Genomic DNA, 13,666 nt, shown 5'->3' on the forward strand with positions numbered 1-13,666 from the left:
AGCCGCGGCGGTTGCCTAGCCCAACCGCCACACCAACAGGCGGTTGTTGGCCGGCATCGCCACATCGCGCAGGCGGGTGAAGCCGCTTTCCGCGGCCAGCGCCTGCACGGCCTCCGCATCGCGGACGCCGCTGCGCGGATCCCGCGCCTTCAGCCAGGCATCGAACCGCGCATTGCTGTCACTGGTGTAGCGGCCGCCGTAGTTGAAGGGGCCATACACCGCCAGCAGTGCGCCATGTCGCAGCACCGACGGCAACGCGGCGAACAGGGCCTGCACATGGTCCCAGCTCATGATGTGCAGCGTATTGGCACTGAATGCGGCGTCGAACAGGCTGCCCTCGGGCAACGACAGCCCTGCTGCCGGTGGCAGTTCCACCTGCAGCGCCACCGGCGGCAGCAGGTTCAGCAGTGCCGCCTCGGCGCGCCACGCCTCGATACCCGGCAGATGGTCCGGGTGATCACTGGGCTGCCAGCGCAGCCAGGGCCAGCGTTCGGCGAAGAACACGGCGTGCTGGCCGGTGCCGCTGCCGATCTCCAGTACCCGGTGGCGGTCGCCCATCCACGGATCGAGCGCGGCAGCGATCGGTTCGCGGTTGCGTTCGCAGGCTTCTGAATACGGCTTGCTCGACATCGGGACGGCATCCGGACGGGGTCGGGCCATTGTGCACGAGGGAGGGTGTCCGGCAGGGCTGCGCCCTGCACCCACCGAAGCAACATCAACGTCAAAAGCGGACTATCCGTGGGTTGGCGGGGTGGGTCCGGTTGCGGGGGACGGCGTGAATACGTCCCTGTAGCCTCGGTCGCGCCATCCATGGCGCTCACGCCCCCGCAACCGGACCCACCCCGCCTTCGACAGTTGGCCGCGATCTGTCGGAAATACTCTTGGGGTCAGATCCGTTTTCCACAGGAAAACGGATCTGACCCCGGAATTTGATTCGATATCCAACAGCTTTCGTCCATGCATGGCGTGGATCTGCTGGCCGCCGGCCAACTGTCGAAGGTGGGGCGCTGTGGGTTTGCGGGGTGTGAGCCGCATGGATGCGGCGACCAAGCCCCCATGGACGGGTTTACGGCGCCCCCGCAAACCCACAGCGCCCCGCCATCCCACGGAATGCCCGCTTTTGACGTTGACGTTGATTCCAGCAGGTGCAGGGCGGCAAGCCCTGCCGCGCCCCACCCATGACTGCAGTCACTTGTGCTGATTGCCCTCCGCTGGCGAAAGTCGAGCAGTTGACGTGATCGGCTTGGCCCGTTGCCGGCCGCACGCGAGTGAGAGAGAGCGCTGTGCAACGACGTGAGTTCCTGGCTTTATCCGGTCTGGGCATGGCCGGCCTGCTGCTGCCGCACGCGCGGTTGATCGCCGCCGAGCAGCTGCTCGAACCGGGCGACATGGCCCGCAGGAAGGTGCTGGCCGAGGCCGCGCTGGCCGCTGCCAAGCGGGCCGGGGCGACCTACTGCGATGTGCGCATCGGCCGCTACCTCAACCAGGCCGTGATCACCCGCGAAGCGCGGGTGCAGAACGTCACCAACAGCGAGTCGTCCGGCATCGGCATCCGGGTCATCGTCAACGGTGCATGGGGCTTCGCCGCCACCCGCGAGCAGACCCCCGCCGCGGTCCTGGCCGCCGTCGGGCAGGCCGCCGCCATCGCACGCGCCAACGCCCCCCTGCAGAGCCGGCCGGTGCAGCTGGCACCGGTCACCGGCGTCGGCGATGTGAGCTGGAAGACCCCGATCCGCAAGAACGCGATGGCAGTGCCGATCCAGGACAAGGTCGACCTGCTGCTGAGCCTGAATGCGGCGGCGATGAACGCCGGTGCCGACTACATCAATTCCACCCTGTTCCTGGTCAACGAACAGAAGTACTTCGCCTCCAGCGACGGCTCGTTCATCGATCAGGACATCCATCGCATCTGGCTGCCCTTCACGGCCACCGCCATCGACAAGGCCACCGGCAAGTTCCGCACCCGCGCCGGTCTGTCCTCGCCGATGGGCATGGGCTACGAGTTCCTCGATGGCGACGCGCGCGGCAAGGTGCAGCTGCCCGGCGGCATCACCGCCTACCGCGACTCCTACGATCCGGTTGAAGATGCGATCGCAGCGGCGCGGCATGCGCGCGAGAAGCTGAAGGCGCCGTCGGTGAAGCCCGGCAAGTACGATCTGGTACTGGATCCCTCCAACCTGTTCCTGACCATCCACGAGAACGTCGGCCATCCGTTGGAGCTGGACCGCGTGCTGGGCTACGAGGCCAACTACGCCGGCACCAGCTTCGCCACCCTGGACAAGCGCGATGCGGGCTTCCGCTGGGGCAGCGACATCGTCAACTTCTTTGCCGACAAGACCCAACCGGGCAGCCTCGGTGCCGTCGGCTATGACGACGAGGGCGTCAAGACGCTGCGCTGGGACCTGGTCCGCGACGGCATCCTGGTCGATTACCAGGCCACGCGCGATGAGGCACACATCCTCGGCCGCGATGCGTCGCATGGCTGCAGCTACGCCGATTCCTGGTCCAGCGTGCAGTTCCAGCGCATGGCCAATGTCTCACTGGCGCCGGGCAAGCAGCCACTGAGCGTGGAGGACATGATCAAGGACGTGGAGAACGGCATCTACATCCACGGCCGTGGTTCCTATTCCATCGACCAGCAGCGCTACAACGCGCAGTTCGGCGGCCAGCTGTACTACCAGATCAAGGACGGAAAGATCGCCGGCATGGTCGAGGACGCGGCCTACCAGATCCGCACGCCGGAGTTCTGGAACGCCTGTACGGCCATCTGCGACGAACGCGACTTCCGCCTTGGCGGCTCGTTCTTCGACGGCAAGGGCCAGCCGGGCCAGGTCTCGGCGGTGTCGCACGGTTCGTCCACCACCCGCTTCAACGGCATCAACATCATCAACACCGCGCGCAGTCTCGGCGCTTGAGCCACCCCATCGTTCATGGAGAGCAGCCTTGCACAGACGTGACTTCCTGGCCCTGACCGGGCTTACCGCGGGCGGCCTGATCGTGCCGTCCTTCTTCGGCAAAGTGATCGCCGCCGAGCAGCTGCAGTCCAGCCTTGACCCCGCGCTGAAGAAGCGCCTGGCCGATGCTGCCCTGCAGGCCGCCCGCAGTGCCGGCGCCACCTACTGCGACGTGCGCATCGGCCGCTATCTGCGGCAGTTCGTGATCACCCGCGAAGACAAGGTGCAGAACGTGGTGAACACCGAGTCCACCGGTGTGGGCATCCGCGTGATCGTCAACGGTGCCTGGGGCTTCGCCGCCACCAACGCATTGGGTACTGCCGACGTGGCCAGGGCCGCCCAGCAGGCTGCGGCCATCGCCAAGGCCAACGCAGGCGTGCAGAGCGCGCCGGTGCAGCTGGCCAGCACGCCCGGCGTGGGCGAGGTCAGCTGGCGCACGCCGATCCGCAAGAATGCGATGGAGGTGCCGATCAAGGAGAAGGTCGACCTGCTGCTGGACGTCAATGCCGCAGCGATCGGCGCCGGTGCCAGCTTCGTCAATTCGATGCTGTTCCTGGTCAATGAACAGAAGTACTTCGCGTCCACCGATGGCTCCTACATCGACCAGGACGTGCACCGCATCTGGGCACCGATGACCGTCACCGCCATCGACAAGACCAGTGGCAAGTTCCGCACCCGCGAAGGCCTGTCTGCGCCGATGGGCCTGGGCTACGAGTATCTGGACGGCGCCGCCGCCGGCAAGGTCGTCAGCCCCAACGGCGTGGTCAACTACAGCTCCTCCTACGACATGAAGGAGGACGCCATCGCGGCCGCCAAGCAGGCGCAGGAGAAACTGAAGGCGCCGTCGGTGAAGCCGGGCAAGTACGACCTGGTGCTGGACCCGTCGCACACCTGGCTGACCATCCACGAGTCGATCGGCCATCCGCTGGAGCTGGACCGCGTGCTCGGCTACGAGGCCAACTACGCGGGCACCAGCTTCGCCACCCTGGACAAGCGCGAGCAGCGCTTCCAGTACGGCAGCGAGCTGGTGAACGTGTTCGCCGACAAGACCCAGCCGGGCAGCCTCGGCGCGGTCGCGTACGACGATGAAGGCGTGAAGTGCAAGCGCTGGGACCTGATCAGCAACGGCAAGCTGGTCGACTACCAGACCATCCGCGACCAGGCCCACATCCTCGGCAAGACCGAGTCCGATGGCTGCTGCTATGCCGACTCGTGGTCCAGCGTGCAGTTCCAGCGCATGGCCAACGTGTCGATGGCGCCGGGAAAGACGCCGCTGAGCGTGCCGGACCTGATCAAGGACGTGGAGAACGGCATCTACATCATCGGCGACGGCTCGTTCTCGATCGACCAGCAGCGCTACAACGCCCAGTTCGGCGGCCAGCTGTTCTACGAGATCAAGAACGGCCAGATCACCCGCATGCTGGAGGACGTGGCCTACCAGATCCGCACGCCGGAGTTCTGGAACGCCTGCACCGCCGTGGCCGACGAACGCGATTACCGCCTGGGCGGCTCGTTCTTCGACGGCAAGGGCCAGCCGGGCCAGGTCTCGGCGGTTTCGCACGGCTCGTCGACCGCACGCTTCAACGGCATCAATGTCATCAACACCGCACGCAGCCTCGGCTGACCGGTCAGGAGCCCTTACACCATGAGTATCTTCACCGAAGCCCAGGCCAAGGCCATCCTCGACAAGGTCATCGCCCTGTCCAAGGCCGATGAATGCACCGCCGTGCTGGCGGGATCGATCGCCGGCAACATCCGTTTCGCCCTGAACAACGTTTCCACCAGCGGCATCGTGGACAACACCGAGCTTGCCGTTACCGTGGCCTTCGGCAAGCGAGTGGGCACCGCCTCGATCAACGAGTTCGACGACGCCGCACTGGAACGCGTGGTGCGCCGCGCCGAGGATCTGGCCCGCCTGGCACCGGAGAACCCGGAGTTCATGCCCGCCATCGGCAAGCAGACCTACCGGCCGAGCCCGACCTTCAGCGAGTCCACCGCCGCCATCGATCCGGCATTCCGCGCCAAGGTGGCCGCCGATTCGATCGCGCCCTGCCGTGGCAACGGACTGATTGCCGCAGGCTTCCTTGAAGATGGCCAGGGCTTCTACGCCACTGCCAACAGCAACGGCAACTTCGGTTACCAGCGCACCACCAACTTCGACTACACCTGCACCGTGCGTACCGAGGACGGCCGCGGATCGGGCTGGGTCGGCCGCAACCTGAAGGACGCGGCGGACTTCAAGGCCGACCAGGATGTCCGCATCGCCATGCGCAAGGCCACCGAGTCGGCCGAAGCCAGGGCGCTGGAGCCGGGCAAGTACACGGTCATCCTGGAGCCGGCCGCGGCCGCAGGCCTGATCAGCTTCATGATGAATTTCTTCAGTGCGCGCTCGGCCGACGAAGGCCGCAGCTTCCTGTCGAAGAAGGGCGGCGGCAACAAGCTCGGTGAGCAGGTCTACGACCCACGCGTGAACATGTATGCCGATCCGTGGCACCCGGAAGCGCCGGTGCTGCCGTGGGACAACGAGGGCATGCCGCGCGAGCGCCTGGCCATCATCGAGAACGGCAAGGTGGCCAACCTGGACTACTCGCGCTTCTGGGCGCAGAAGCAGGGCAAGACCGCCAAGGCCACGCCGGGCAACCTGCTGATGAGCGGTGGCGAGAAGAGCACCGCCGAGCTGGTGCGTGGCACCCAGAAGGGCATCCTGGTCACCCGCACCTGGTACATCCGCATGGTCGATCCGCAGACCGTGCTGCTGACCGGCCTGACCCGTGACGGCACCTTCTACATCGAGAACGGCCAGATCAAGCACCCGGTGAAGAACTTCCGCTTCAACGAATCGCCGGTGATCATGCTCAACAACATCGAAGAGCTGGGCAAGCCGGTGCGCGTGGCCGGCGACGAGTCGAGCTTCGTGATGATGATCCCGCCGATGAAGCTGCGCGATTTCACCTTCACCTCGTTGTCCGACGCCGTCTGATGGATCGCCGGGCCTGCCTGCGCTGGTTGGCTGCTGCCGCTTCGGCGGCCGCGCTTCCGGCCTGGGCACAGGCAGGCCCGCGCAGTTCGCGCTACGACTTCTGGTTCACCCGCCTGCAGTACGACTCGGGCGACTGGGACGTGGACGCGCGCATGCCGTCCAACCTGATCACTTCGCTGATCGACTACACCTCGCTGCGCGTGGACCCGCAGGAACACGTGGTGGCACTGGCCGACCCACGCATGCTGGAAGCGCCCTTCTGCTACCTGGCCGGGCACACGCTGGTGGAATTCAACGCGGCCGAGCGGCAGAACTTCGTGCGCTACGTGCGCAACGGAGGCTTCGTCTTCGTCGATGACTGCAACCATGACATCGATGGCCTGTTCGCAACCTCCTTCGAGGCGCAGATGGGCCGCCTGTTCGGGCCCAGGGCGCTGCAGAAGCTGCCCAACAGCCACGCGCTGTACCGCAGCTTCTTCCGCTTCCCCGATGGACCACCGGCCACCAGCTTCGAGTTGAACGGCTGGGGCGACGATCTGGTGCACGACTATCTGAAGGGCATCGAGGTCGATGGCCGCCTGGGCGTGCTGTACAGCAACAAGGATTATGGCTGCGAGTGGGATTACGACTGGCGCAACAAGCGCTTCCTGGCCGAGGACAACACGCGCTTCGGCGTCAACATCGTGATGTACGCATTGAACAATTGAGTGAGAGCCCCCCATGACCCGCCCTGATCTCGATTCCCTGCTGCCGCGCCTGCACGATCTGCGCGCCGCCCTGGCCCGTGCCGTGGTCGGCCAGCACACGGTGGTCGAGCAGCTGCTGATCGGACTGCTGGCCGGCGGCCACTGCCTGCTGGAAGGCGCGCCCGGCCTGGGCAAGACCCTGCTGGTGCGTTCGCTGGGGCAGGCGCTGGAGCTGCAGTTCCGACGCGTGCAGTTCACGCCGGACCTGATGCCCAGCGACATTCTGGGTACCGAGCTGCTGGAGGAAGACCACGGCACCGGCCATCGTCATTTCCGCTTCCAGCAGGGGCCGGTCTTCACCAATCTGCTGCTGGCGGATGAGCTCAACCGCACGCCGCCCAAGACCCAGGCCGCGCTGCTGGAAGCCATGCAGGAACGCACCGTCAGCTATGCCGGCACCACCTATGCGCTGCCCGCGCCGTTCTTCGTGCTGGCCACGCAGAATCCGATCGAACAGGCCGGTACCTATCCGCTGCCGGAGGCCCAGCTGGACCGCTTCCTGCTGCACGTCCTGGTCGATTACCCCAGCGAGGCCGAGGAGCGCCAGATCCTGGAACAGACCACCGGCGGTGCCGGCGAGGCGGTGCCGAAGGTGATGGACGCCGCTGCGGTCATCGCCCTGCAGGCGGCAGTGCGCCAGGTGCACGTCAGCCCCGATGTGCTGGCCTGGATCACGCGGCTGGTGCGTGCCAGCCGACCCGGGCCGGAAGCGCCCGCGGCGATCAACCAGTGGGTGAAGTGGGGTGCGGGACCACGCGCCGGGCAATCGCTGGTGCTCGCGGCCAAGGCGCGCGCGTTGCTGCAGGGCCGCTTCGCCGCCACCCGCGAGGACGTGCAGGCCCTGGCTGCACCGGTGATGCGCCACCGCCTGCTGCTGTCGTTCGCCGCCGAAGCCGAACAGAAGCGCGCCGACGACGTGGTCGCCGCTCTGCTGCACGCCGTGCCGTTCCCCGGGTGATCCACGCGTGAGTGCTGGCACGCTGGTCCTGCCTCCCGAACTGCGAGCGCGCCTGCGCGCGCTGCGGTTGCGGCCACGTCTGGCCAGCGGCGCGAGCGGCATCGGCCAGCACGCGAGCCGCAGTCGTGGCGCCGGCCTGGAATTCGCCCAGTACCGCGCCTACGAACCCGGCGATGAACTGCGCCAGATCGACTGGAAACTGTACGCGCGCTCGGACCGCTTCTTCGTGCGCGAGTCGGAGCGCGAAAGCCCGATCACGGTATGGCTGCTGCTCGATGCCACCGCATCGGCCGGCCAGTCCGACCGTGGCGCGCCGGCACGCAGCCGCCTGGATCACATGCGCATGCTGGCCGCCTGTGTCTGCGAGCTGGCACTGCAGCAGGGCGATCATTTCGGCCTGCTGACCGTCACCGGCGACGGCCTGCAGCTGGTACCCGCAGCGCAGGGCGCACGCCAGCGCGACCGCGTGCACCTGCAACTGCATGCCCTGCAGCCACGAGGCGGCTGGCCCGCCCGTGACACGCTGCGCCCGCTGTGGGAGCGCGTTCGCCCGGGCGACCTGCTGCTGGCCATCGGCGATGGCTTTGATGACGCCGGCATCGTGCTGCTGGAGCAGCTGGCCAGTGCACGCCGCGAGGTACTGCTGCTGCAGGTGCTGACCGCCGACGAGCGCGACTTCCCATTCGATGCCGGCCATCGGTTCCGCGACCCTGAAACCGGCGAGGAACTGCTCGGCGATGGCGCGGCGATCCGCGCCGACTACCTGCAGCGTTTCACCGCTGCACACACAGCACTGCACCTGCGGCTGCAGGCCAGTGGCATCGCCAGTGCCACCGGCTGGCTCGATCAACCGGTGGACCAGCCGCTGCAGGCGCTGTTCGGCCGCGGGGGCGGCGCGTGAGCCTGCTGTTTCCGCTCGGGCTGGCCGCACTGGCGGCGTGGCTGCTGCCGCTGCTGATCCATCTCGCGCGTCGCCATCCCTACACGCCGCTGGACTTCGCCGCGCTGCGCTGGCTGCGTGCACGGATCCGCCCGCGCCAGCGCATTCGCTTCGATGACTGGCCGCTGCTGCTGGTGCGGTTGCTGCTGCTTGCCGCGCTGGCCGTGCTGCTGGCGCGGCCGGCATTGACCGGACCGGCGCCGGCTACCGGCGCATGGACGGTCGTCGCACCCGGTCTGGATGCGACCGCGCTGCATGCCGGCGCTCCTGCCGGCGACGACAACTGGCGCTGGCTTGCGCCCGGATTCCCCACCATCGACCAGCCACCACCGGCCACGGATGTGGCCCTGCCCAGCCTGCTGCGCGAACTGGATGCGCAGCTGCCGACCGGCACCGCGCTGACCGTGCACGTGCCCGATCCGCTGCCCGGCCTCGACGGCATGCGCCTGCAGCTCTCGCGGGCGGTGCAATGGCAGACACATCCCCGTGCGACTGCTGCAACGGCCGCGCCCACCCCGCTGCCGCAACTGCGCATGCACGCTGATGCCCCGGCCGCGGCACAGCGCTGGCTGGCTGCGCTGCAGCGCGCATGGGGCACCCGATCACCCGCGCCCGCCTTGCCTGCGGATGCGCTGCCCGCTTCGGGTGAAGTCGGTGTCTGGAGCCGCGCCGATGCGCTGCCCGCTCACTGGCAGGCATGGCTGCAGGCCGGTGGCAGCGTGCTGACCGCCGCCCGGCCGGCAGCGGATGCACGCGCGCTGCTGCGCGACGCCGAGGGCGCGACGCTGCTGTGGCAGCAGCGCGTTGGCCACGGCCGCCTGCTGTCCCTGCCCGGCGAATGGAACGCCGCAGGCAATGCCGCGCTGCGCGATGCCCGCCTGCCGCACACCCTGCTGCAGGCGCTGCAACCCGCGCCGCCGCCGCGCTCAGGCGATGCGCAGGATCACGCACCGCGCCAGGTCGCCCTGCCGGCTGCCACGCCTGCCGTGCGTGAGCCCACCGCCTGGCTGCTGCTGGCAATCGTGCTGTTGTTCGCACTGGAGCGCTGGATGGCCAGCAACACGCGACGGAGGCTGCCCGCATGACGATGCTGCAACGCGCCTGGCAGCGCGCACGGCGCCGCAGCGGCGCCATCACTCTGCTGCTGGGACTGCCGTGGGCGCTGGCGGCGACCACACTTGCACTGCGCCTGGGCGGTTTCGATATCGCCTGCATCGTTGCTACCGCCACTCTGCTCGCCTGCACGGTGCTGGCCACGGTCCGTGCCCGCCGCTTGGACCGCCACTGGGTGCAGCGCCGGCTTGACGGCAGCGGGGCCAGCGAAGACAGCGCCGACCTGCTGTTCGCCGATCCGGCCGTACTCAATCCGCTGCAGCAGCGCCAGCGCGACCATGTGCAGGCCGCGCTCGAACGCGCCATGCCGGAACTGCGCCCGCGCTGGCCGCGCGGCGCGTTGCTGCTGTGCTGGGTCGGGGGTGTCGCCGTCGCACTGCTTGCGTTGGGCTGGCCACGGTCCGGTCCGTCCATGCCGGGCATGTCCTCGTCGCGCCCCGCTGACCCGGCCGCTGCGGGCCCGTTGCAGCTGCAGTCCACCCGCCTGCGCATCGAGGCTCCGGCCTATACGGGTCAACCACCCCGTAACCAGAACGCACTCGATGCCAAGGTCGCCGCCGACAGCCGCCTGTCGTGGTCGCTGCGCTTCGATCGTGCGCCCCGCAGCGCATGGCTGCAGTTCCACGATGGCCGGCGCGTGCCGCTGACCGAACGCGACGGCCACTGGCAGGCGCAGGATGTGGCCCGTGCACCGGTGCTGTACCGCGTGGTCAGCGAACCGGCACTGGCCACGACACGCCTGTACCGCCTGGACGTGGTGGCGGACCGCGCCCCGACCGTACGCGTGCTGGAGCCCGCTGCCAGCCTGGTACTGGGCACGCCCGGGCAGCGGCAGTGGGCACTGCGCTTCGAGGCCAGCGACGATCACGGCGTGGCCACGCAGGCCCGCCTGTCGATCACCCTCACCCAGGGCAGCGGCGAGAACATCACCTTCGTCCAGCGCAGCGTGACGCTCACCGGCAGTGGCGAAGCAACGGCGCGACGGTTCGCTCACACGCTGGATCTGGGTGCACTGGGAGCGCAGCCCGGCAACGATGTGATCGCCCAGCTGGAGGTGCGCGACAACCATGCCCCGACACCCCAGACCGGCCGCAGCAGCAGCGTGATCCTGCGCCTGCCCAGCAGCGAGGCGGTGCTGGGCGCCGAGCTGGAAGGCCGCATCAAGAAGACCCTGCCGGCCTACTTCCGCAGCCAACGGCAGATCATCCTCGATGCGGAGGCGCTGATCCGCCAGCGGCGCAGCCTGGCCGCCGATGACTTCGTCAAGCGCAGCGACGCCATCGGCGTCGACCAGCGCATCCTGCGCCTGCGCTACGGCCAGTTCCTTGGCGAAGAGAGCGAAGGCGCACCGAAGCCGCCGCCAACCAGCGACCTGCCGACCAGTGACACTCCCACCGCAGACGATCACGACGACGATCACGACCATGATCACGACCACGCGGCGCAGCCGCAGGCCGGCGACCACGACGCGCATGGCCACGACCACGGCGGCAACGCAGGCAACGCCGAGACGCCACCGGTGTTCGGCAGCGCCACGGACGTGCTGACCGAGTATGGCCACACGCACGACCACGCCGAGGCGGCGACCCTGCTCGATCCGCAGACCCGCGCGACGTTGAAAGCGGCACTCGACCAGATGTGGGCCTCCGAAGGCGAGCTGCGCCAGGGACGCCCGGAGCAGGCGCTGCCCTACGCCTACAAGGCATTGGGATTCATCAAGCATGTCCAGCAGGCCGAACGCATCTACCTGGCCCGCGTTGGCCCGGAACTTCCGCCCATCGATGAGGGCCGGCGCCTGGGCGGTGACCGCGCCGGGCTGGCCAGCCGACAGCTGCCACTGACGGCACGCACGGCACCGGACCCGGCCATCGTCGAGGCGTGGCAGCGACTGGGCGACGGCAACGGCACGCCGGATCTGGACGCGCTGGCGGGCTGGCAGCAGCGCAATGCGACCTACCTGCCCGACGCGCTCGACCTGGCGGCCGCCATCGAACAGTTGCGCATCGAGCCAGGCTGTGCCGACTGCCGGCAGCGCCTGCGGTCACAGCTGTGGAGGGCGCTGCAGCGCCCCGTGCCGCAGGCCACACGCCGCAGCGCGGCCGATGCGATGGGGCAGCGATACCTGGATGCACTGGAGGCGCAGCCATGAACCTGTCGGCACCGGCTCTGTGGGTCGCGCTCGTCCTGGTGCTGATCGTACTCGTCGCCAGCGCGCGCCAGCTGCGCGCACCGGTGCGACCGCGTGGCCCGCTGTTGGCCGTGCTCGGCCTGCAGGTCATCGCCGCTGCACTGCTGTACGCATGCCTGCTGCCGCCCGCACGGCAGCAGCCCGCTGCGGGCCTGGTGGTGCTGGGTGCCGATGCCGGAAGGGCCAGCGCGCAGCCGGCAAGCGAGGGACCGCTCCTCCTGTTGCCCGAAGCCACCCAGGTGCCGGGCGCGAAGCGTGTGCCGGACCTGGCGACGGCGCTGCGCCAGCATCCCTCGACGCGGCTGACCCTGGTCGGCGCCGGCCTGGAGGCACGCGACCGCGACGCCGCGCTGCCCGCGCAGGTCCATTGGCAGGCACCGCCCGCCCCTCGCGGCTGGACCGCGCTGCAGCTGCCCGCGGATATCGCCCCTGGCGCGCGCTTCGACGTGCAGGCGCAGGCCCGCGGCGTCCCCCGCGCACAGGCTGAGCTGCTGGACCCGGCTGACACGGTGATCGACCGCGCCCCGCTGGGCGAGGACGGACGGGTACGACTGAGTGGCGTGGCCCGTGCCGAAGGCCGCAGCGTGTTCCGCCTGCGCCTGCTGGATGGCGAAGGCCATGTTGTCGATACCGTTCCGGTACCCCAGCAGACCCTGCCGGCCACGCGGGTCCGCCTGCAGATCCGCGCCGGCACGCCGGGACCCGAACTGAAATACCTGCGACGCTGGGCCACCGATGCCGGCATCGACGTGCAGATGCAGGCCGACACCGGCGCCGGCCTCAGCATCAGCGAAGGTCAGGTCGGTCTGGACGCGGCATCGTTGGCGCGCACCGACCTGCTGCTGCTGGACGAGCGCAGCCTGGCCACGCTGGGGAGTGGCCAGCTCGCAGCGGTGCGCCAGGCCATGCACGAGGGCCTGGGTGTGCTGGTCCGCAGTGCCGGCGTGCCATCGGCCGGAGCGCGGCAACGCCTGCGCGAGCTCGGCCTGCCCGTGCAGGGCGATGGCGCCAGCCGCAGCGTCACGCTGCCCGGCGATGGTGACAGCGCGATGCTGGCAGCCCGACGCGGTCCGCTGGCGTCCGGCACGCTGCCTACTCGCGATGGCGAAGAGGCTGATCGTGATTCGCATGCCGCCGCGCTGCCCACCTTGGAACAGCTTGCGCTGCAGGTGCCTGCCACCACCGCACTGCTGCACGACCGCAGCGGCGCTGCCATCGGAGGCTGGCGCGATGCCGGCAAGGGTCGCATCGGCCTGCTGCCGCTGACCGACACGTGGCGCTGGGTGCTGGCCGGCCGCGACGATCGCCATGGCGAGCTGTGGAGCGATGTGGTCGGCACCCTGGCGCGCGCGCAGGGCGGCAGCACCGCGCCGTGGTCGCCGCAGCCGATTGCGTGGGCCGGGGAACGACAGGCCCTGTGCGATGTGCAGGCGCCGTTGCAGATGTTCGATGCACAGGGCGCGTCGGTGGCGCTGATCGTGGACGGCGGTACCGGCAGCGCACGCTGTGCCGGCTGGTGGCCACGCGAGGCCGGTTGGCACCGGTTGCAGCAGGGCGAACGCTCCTACTGGCGCTATGTGTTCGACAGGACGGATGCAGCGGCGCTGCACCGGCAGGGAATGATCGATGCGACGGCGCAGGCCCTGGCCACCTCCGCACCGGTCAAGGCACAGGCGACACAGCCCGTGCCGGGATCACGCTGGCCATGGTGGCTGGCCTTCGTGCTGTGTGCGTCGCTGCTGTGGTGGCTGGAACGGCGGCCGCCTGGCGTTGCCCGTACGGCATAG

The 13,666-nt window shown here is 68.9% G+C and carries 10 protein-coding genes; 9 read left to right on the forward strand and 1 reads right to left on the reverse strand.

The genetic code is table 11. From position 1 onward, the window contains the following. Positions 1-15: 15 nt before the first annotated feature. The gene (locus ACX9OW_RS16280) at positions 16-630 is read right to left on the reverse strand and encodes a DUF938 domain-containing protein (RefSeq protein ID WP_459062558.1); all 615 of its coding nucleotides are present in this window, start codon (positions 628-630) and stop codon (positions 16-18) included. A gap of 653 nt (positions 631-1,283) precedes the next feature. On the opposite strand from ACX9OW_RS16280, the gene ACX9OW_RS16285 reads away from it, so the two are divergent. From ACX9OW_RS16285 to ACX9OW_RS16325, 9 genes are read left to right on the forward strand one after another with little or no spacing between them, the layout of a single operon-like run. Next, positions 1,284-2,915, forward strand: coding sequence for a TldD/PmbA family protein (locus tag ACX9OW_RS16285; RefSeq protein ID WP_065182083.1), 1,632 nt, complete (start codon positions 1,284-1,286; stop codon positions 2,913-2,915). A 28-nt stretch (positions 2,916-2,943) separates the two neighbouring features. Then, the gene (locus ACX9OW_RS16290) at positions 2,944-4,578 is read left to right on the forward strand and encodes a TldD/PmbA family protein (protein ID WP_074902370.1); all 1,635 of its coding nucleotides are present in this window, start codon (positions 2,944-2,946) and stop codon (positions 4,576-4,578) included. Between the two features lie 21 nt (positions 4,579-4,599). Then, positions 4,600-5,934, forward strand: coding sequence for a TldD/PmbA family protein (locus ACX9OW_RS16295; RefSeq protein WP_459062559.1), 1,335 nt, complete (start codon positions 4,600-4,602; stop codon positions 5,932-5,934). Further along, a complete protein-coding gene (locus ACX9OW_RS16300; protein WP_065174125.1) occupies positions 5,934-6,641 on the forward strand; it encodes a DUF4159 domain-containing protein in 708 nt (235 codons plus the stop codon). Before ACX9OW_RS16295 ends, ACX9OW_RS16300 begins: the two co-directional genes overlap by 1 nt. A gap of 13 nt (positions 6,642-6,654) precedes the next feature. Then, positions 6,655-7,638: an AAA family ATPase gene (locus tag ACX9OW_RS16305; protein ID WP_053515950.1), complete on the forward strand. Its 984-nt coding sequence runs from the start codon at positions 6,655-6,657 to the stop codon at positions 7,636-7,638. Between the two features lie 7 nt (positions 7,639-7,645). Beyond that, positions 7,646-8,539 (forward strand): DUF58 domain-containing protein, encoded by an 894-nt coding sequence (locus tag ACX9OW_RS16310; RefSeq protein WP_065174124.1) that lies wholly within the window; start codon positions 7,646-7,648, stop codon positions 8,537-8,539. After that, positions 8,536-9,663 carry a BatA domain-containing protein gene (locus tag ACX9OW_RS16315; RefSeq protein ID WP_459062560.1) on the forward strand — a complete coding sequence of 376 codons (1,128 nt, stop codon included), beginning with the start codon at positions 8,536-8,538 and terminating at the stop codon, positions 9,661-9,663. Before ACX9OW_RS16310 ends, ACX9OW_RS16315 begins: the two co-directional genes overlap by 4 nt. Then, a complete protein-coding gene (locus ACX9OW_RS16320) occupies positions 9,660-11,840 on the forward strand; it encodes a hypothetical protein (protein WP_459062561.1) in 2,181 nt (726 codons plus the stop codon). The genes ACX9OW_RS16315 and ACX9OW_RS16320 overlap by 4 nt, the downstream gene beginning before the upstream one ends. Further along, the gene (locus tag ACX9OW_RS16325; RefSeq protein ID WP_459062562.1) at positions 11,837-13,666 is read left to right on the forward strand and encodes a hypothetical protein; all 1,830 of its coding nucleotides are present in this window, start codon (positions 11,837-11,839) and stop codon (positions 13,664-13,666) included. Before ACX9OW_RS16320 ends, ACX9OW_RS16325 begins: the two co-directional genes overlap by 4 nt.

The organism is Stenotrophomonas genospecies 5 (assembly GCF_054473825.1).

Bases quoted from the DNA above. Each gene is read 5' to 3' on its own strand.
- ACX9OW_RS16280 (WP_459062558.1), bottom strand. From the start codon at position 630: ATGTCGAGCAAGCCGTATTCAGAAGCCTGCGAACGCAACCGCGAACCG.
- ACX9OW_RS16295 (WP_459062559.1), top strand. From the start codon at position 4,600: ATGAGTATCTTCACCGAAGCCCAGGCCAAGGCCATCCTCGACAAGGTC.
- ACX9OW_RS16300 (WP_065174125.1), top strand. From the start codon at position 5,934: ATGGATCGCCGGGCCTGCCTGCGCTGGTTGGCTGCTGCCGCTTCGGCG.
- ACX9OW_RS16305 (WP_053515950.1), top strand. From the start codon at position 6,655: ATGACCCGCCCTGATCTCGATTCCCTGCTGCCGCGCCTGCACGATCTG.
- ACX9OW_RS16320 (WP_459062561.1), top strand. From the start codon at position 9,660: ATGACGATGCTGCAACGCGCCTGGCAGCGCGCACGGCGCCGCAGCGGC.
- ACX9OW_RS16325 (WP_459062562.1), top strand. From the start codon at position 11,837: ATGAACCTGTCGGCACCGGCTCTGTGGGTCGCGCTCGTCCTGGTGCTG.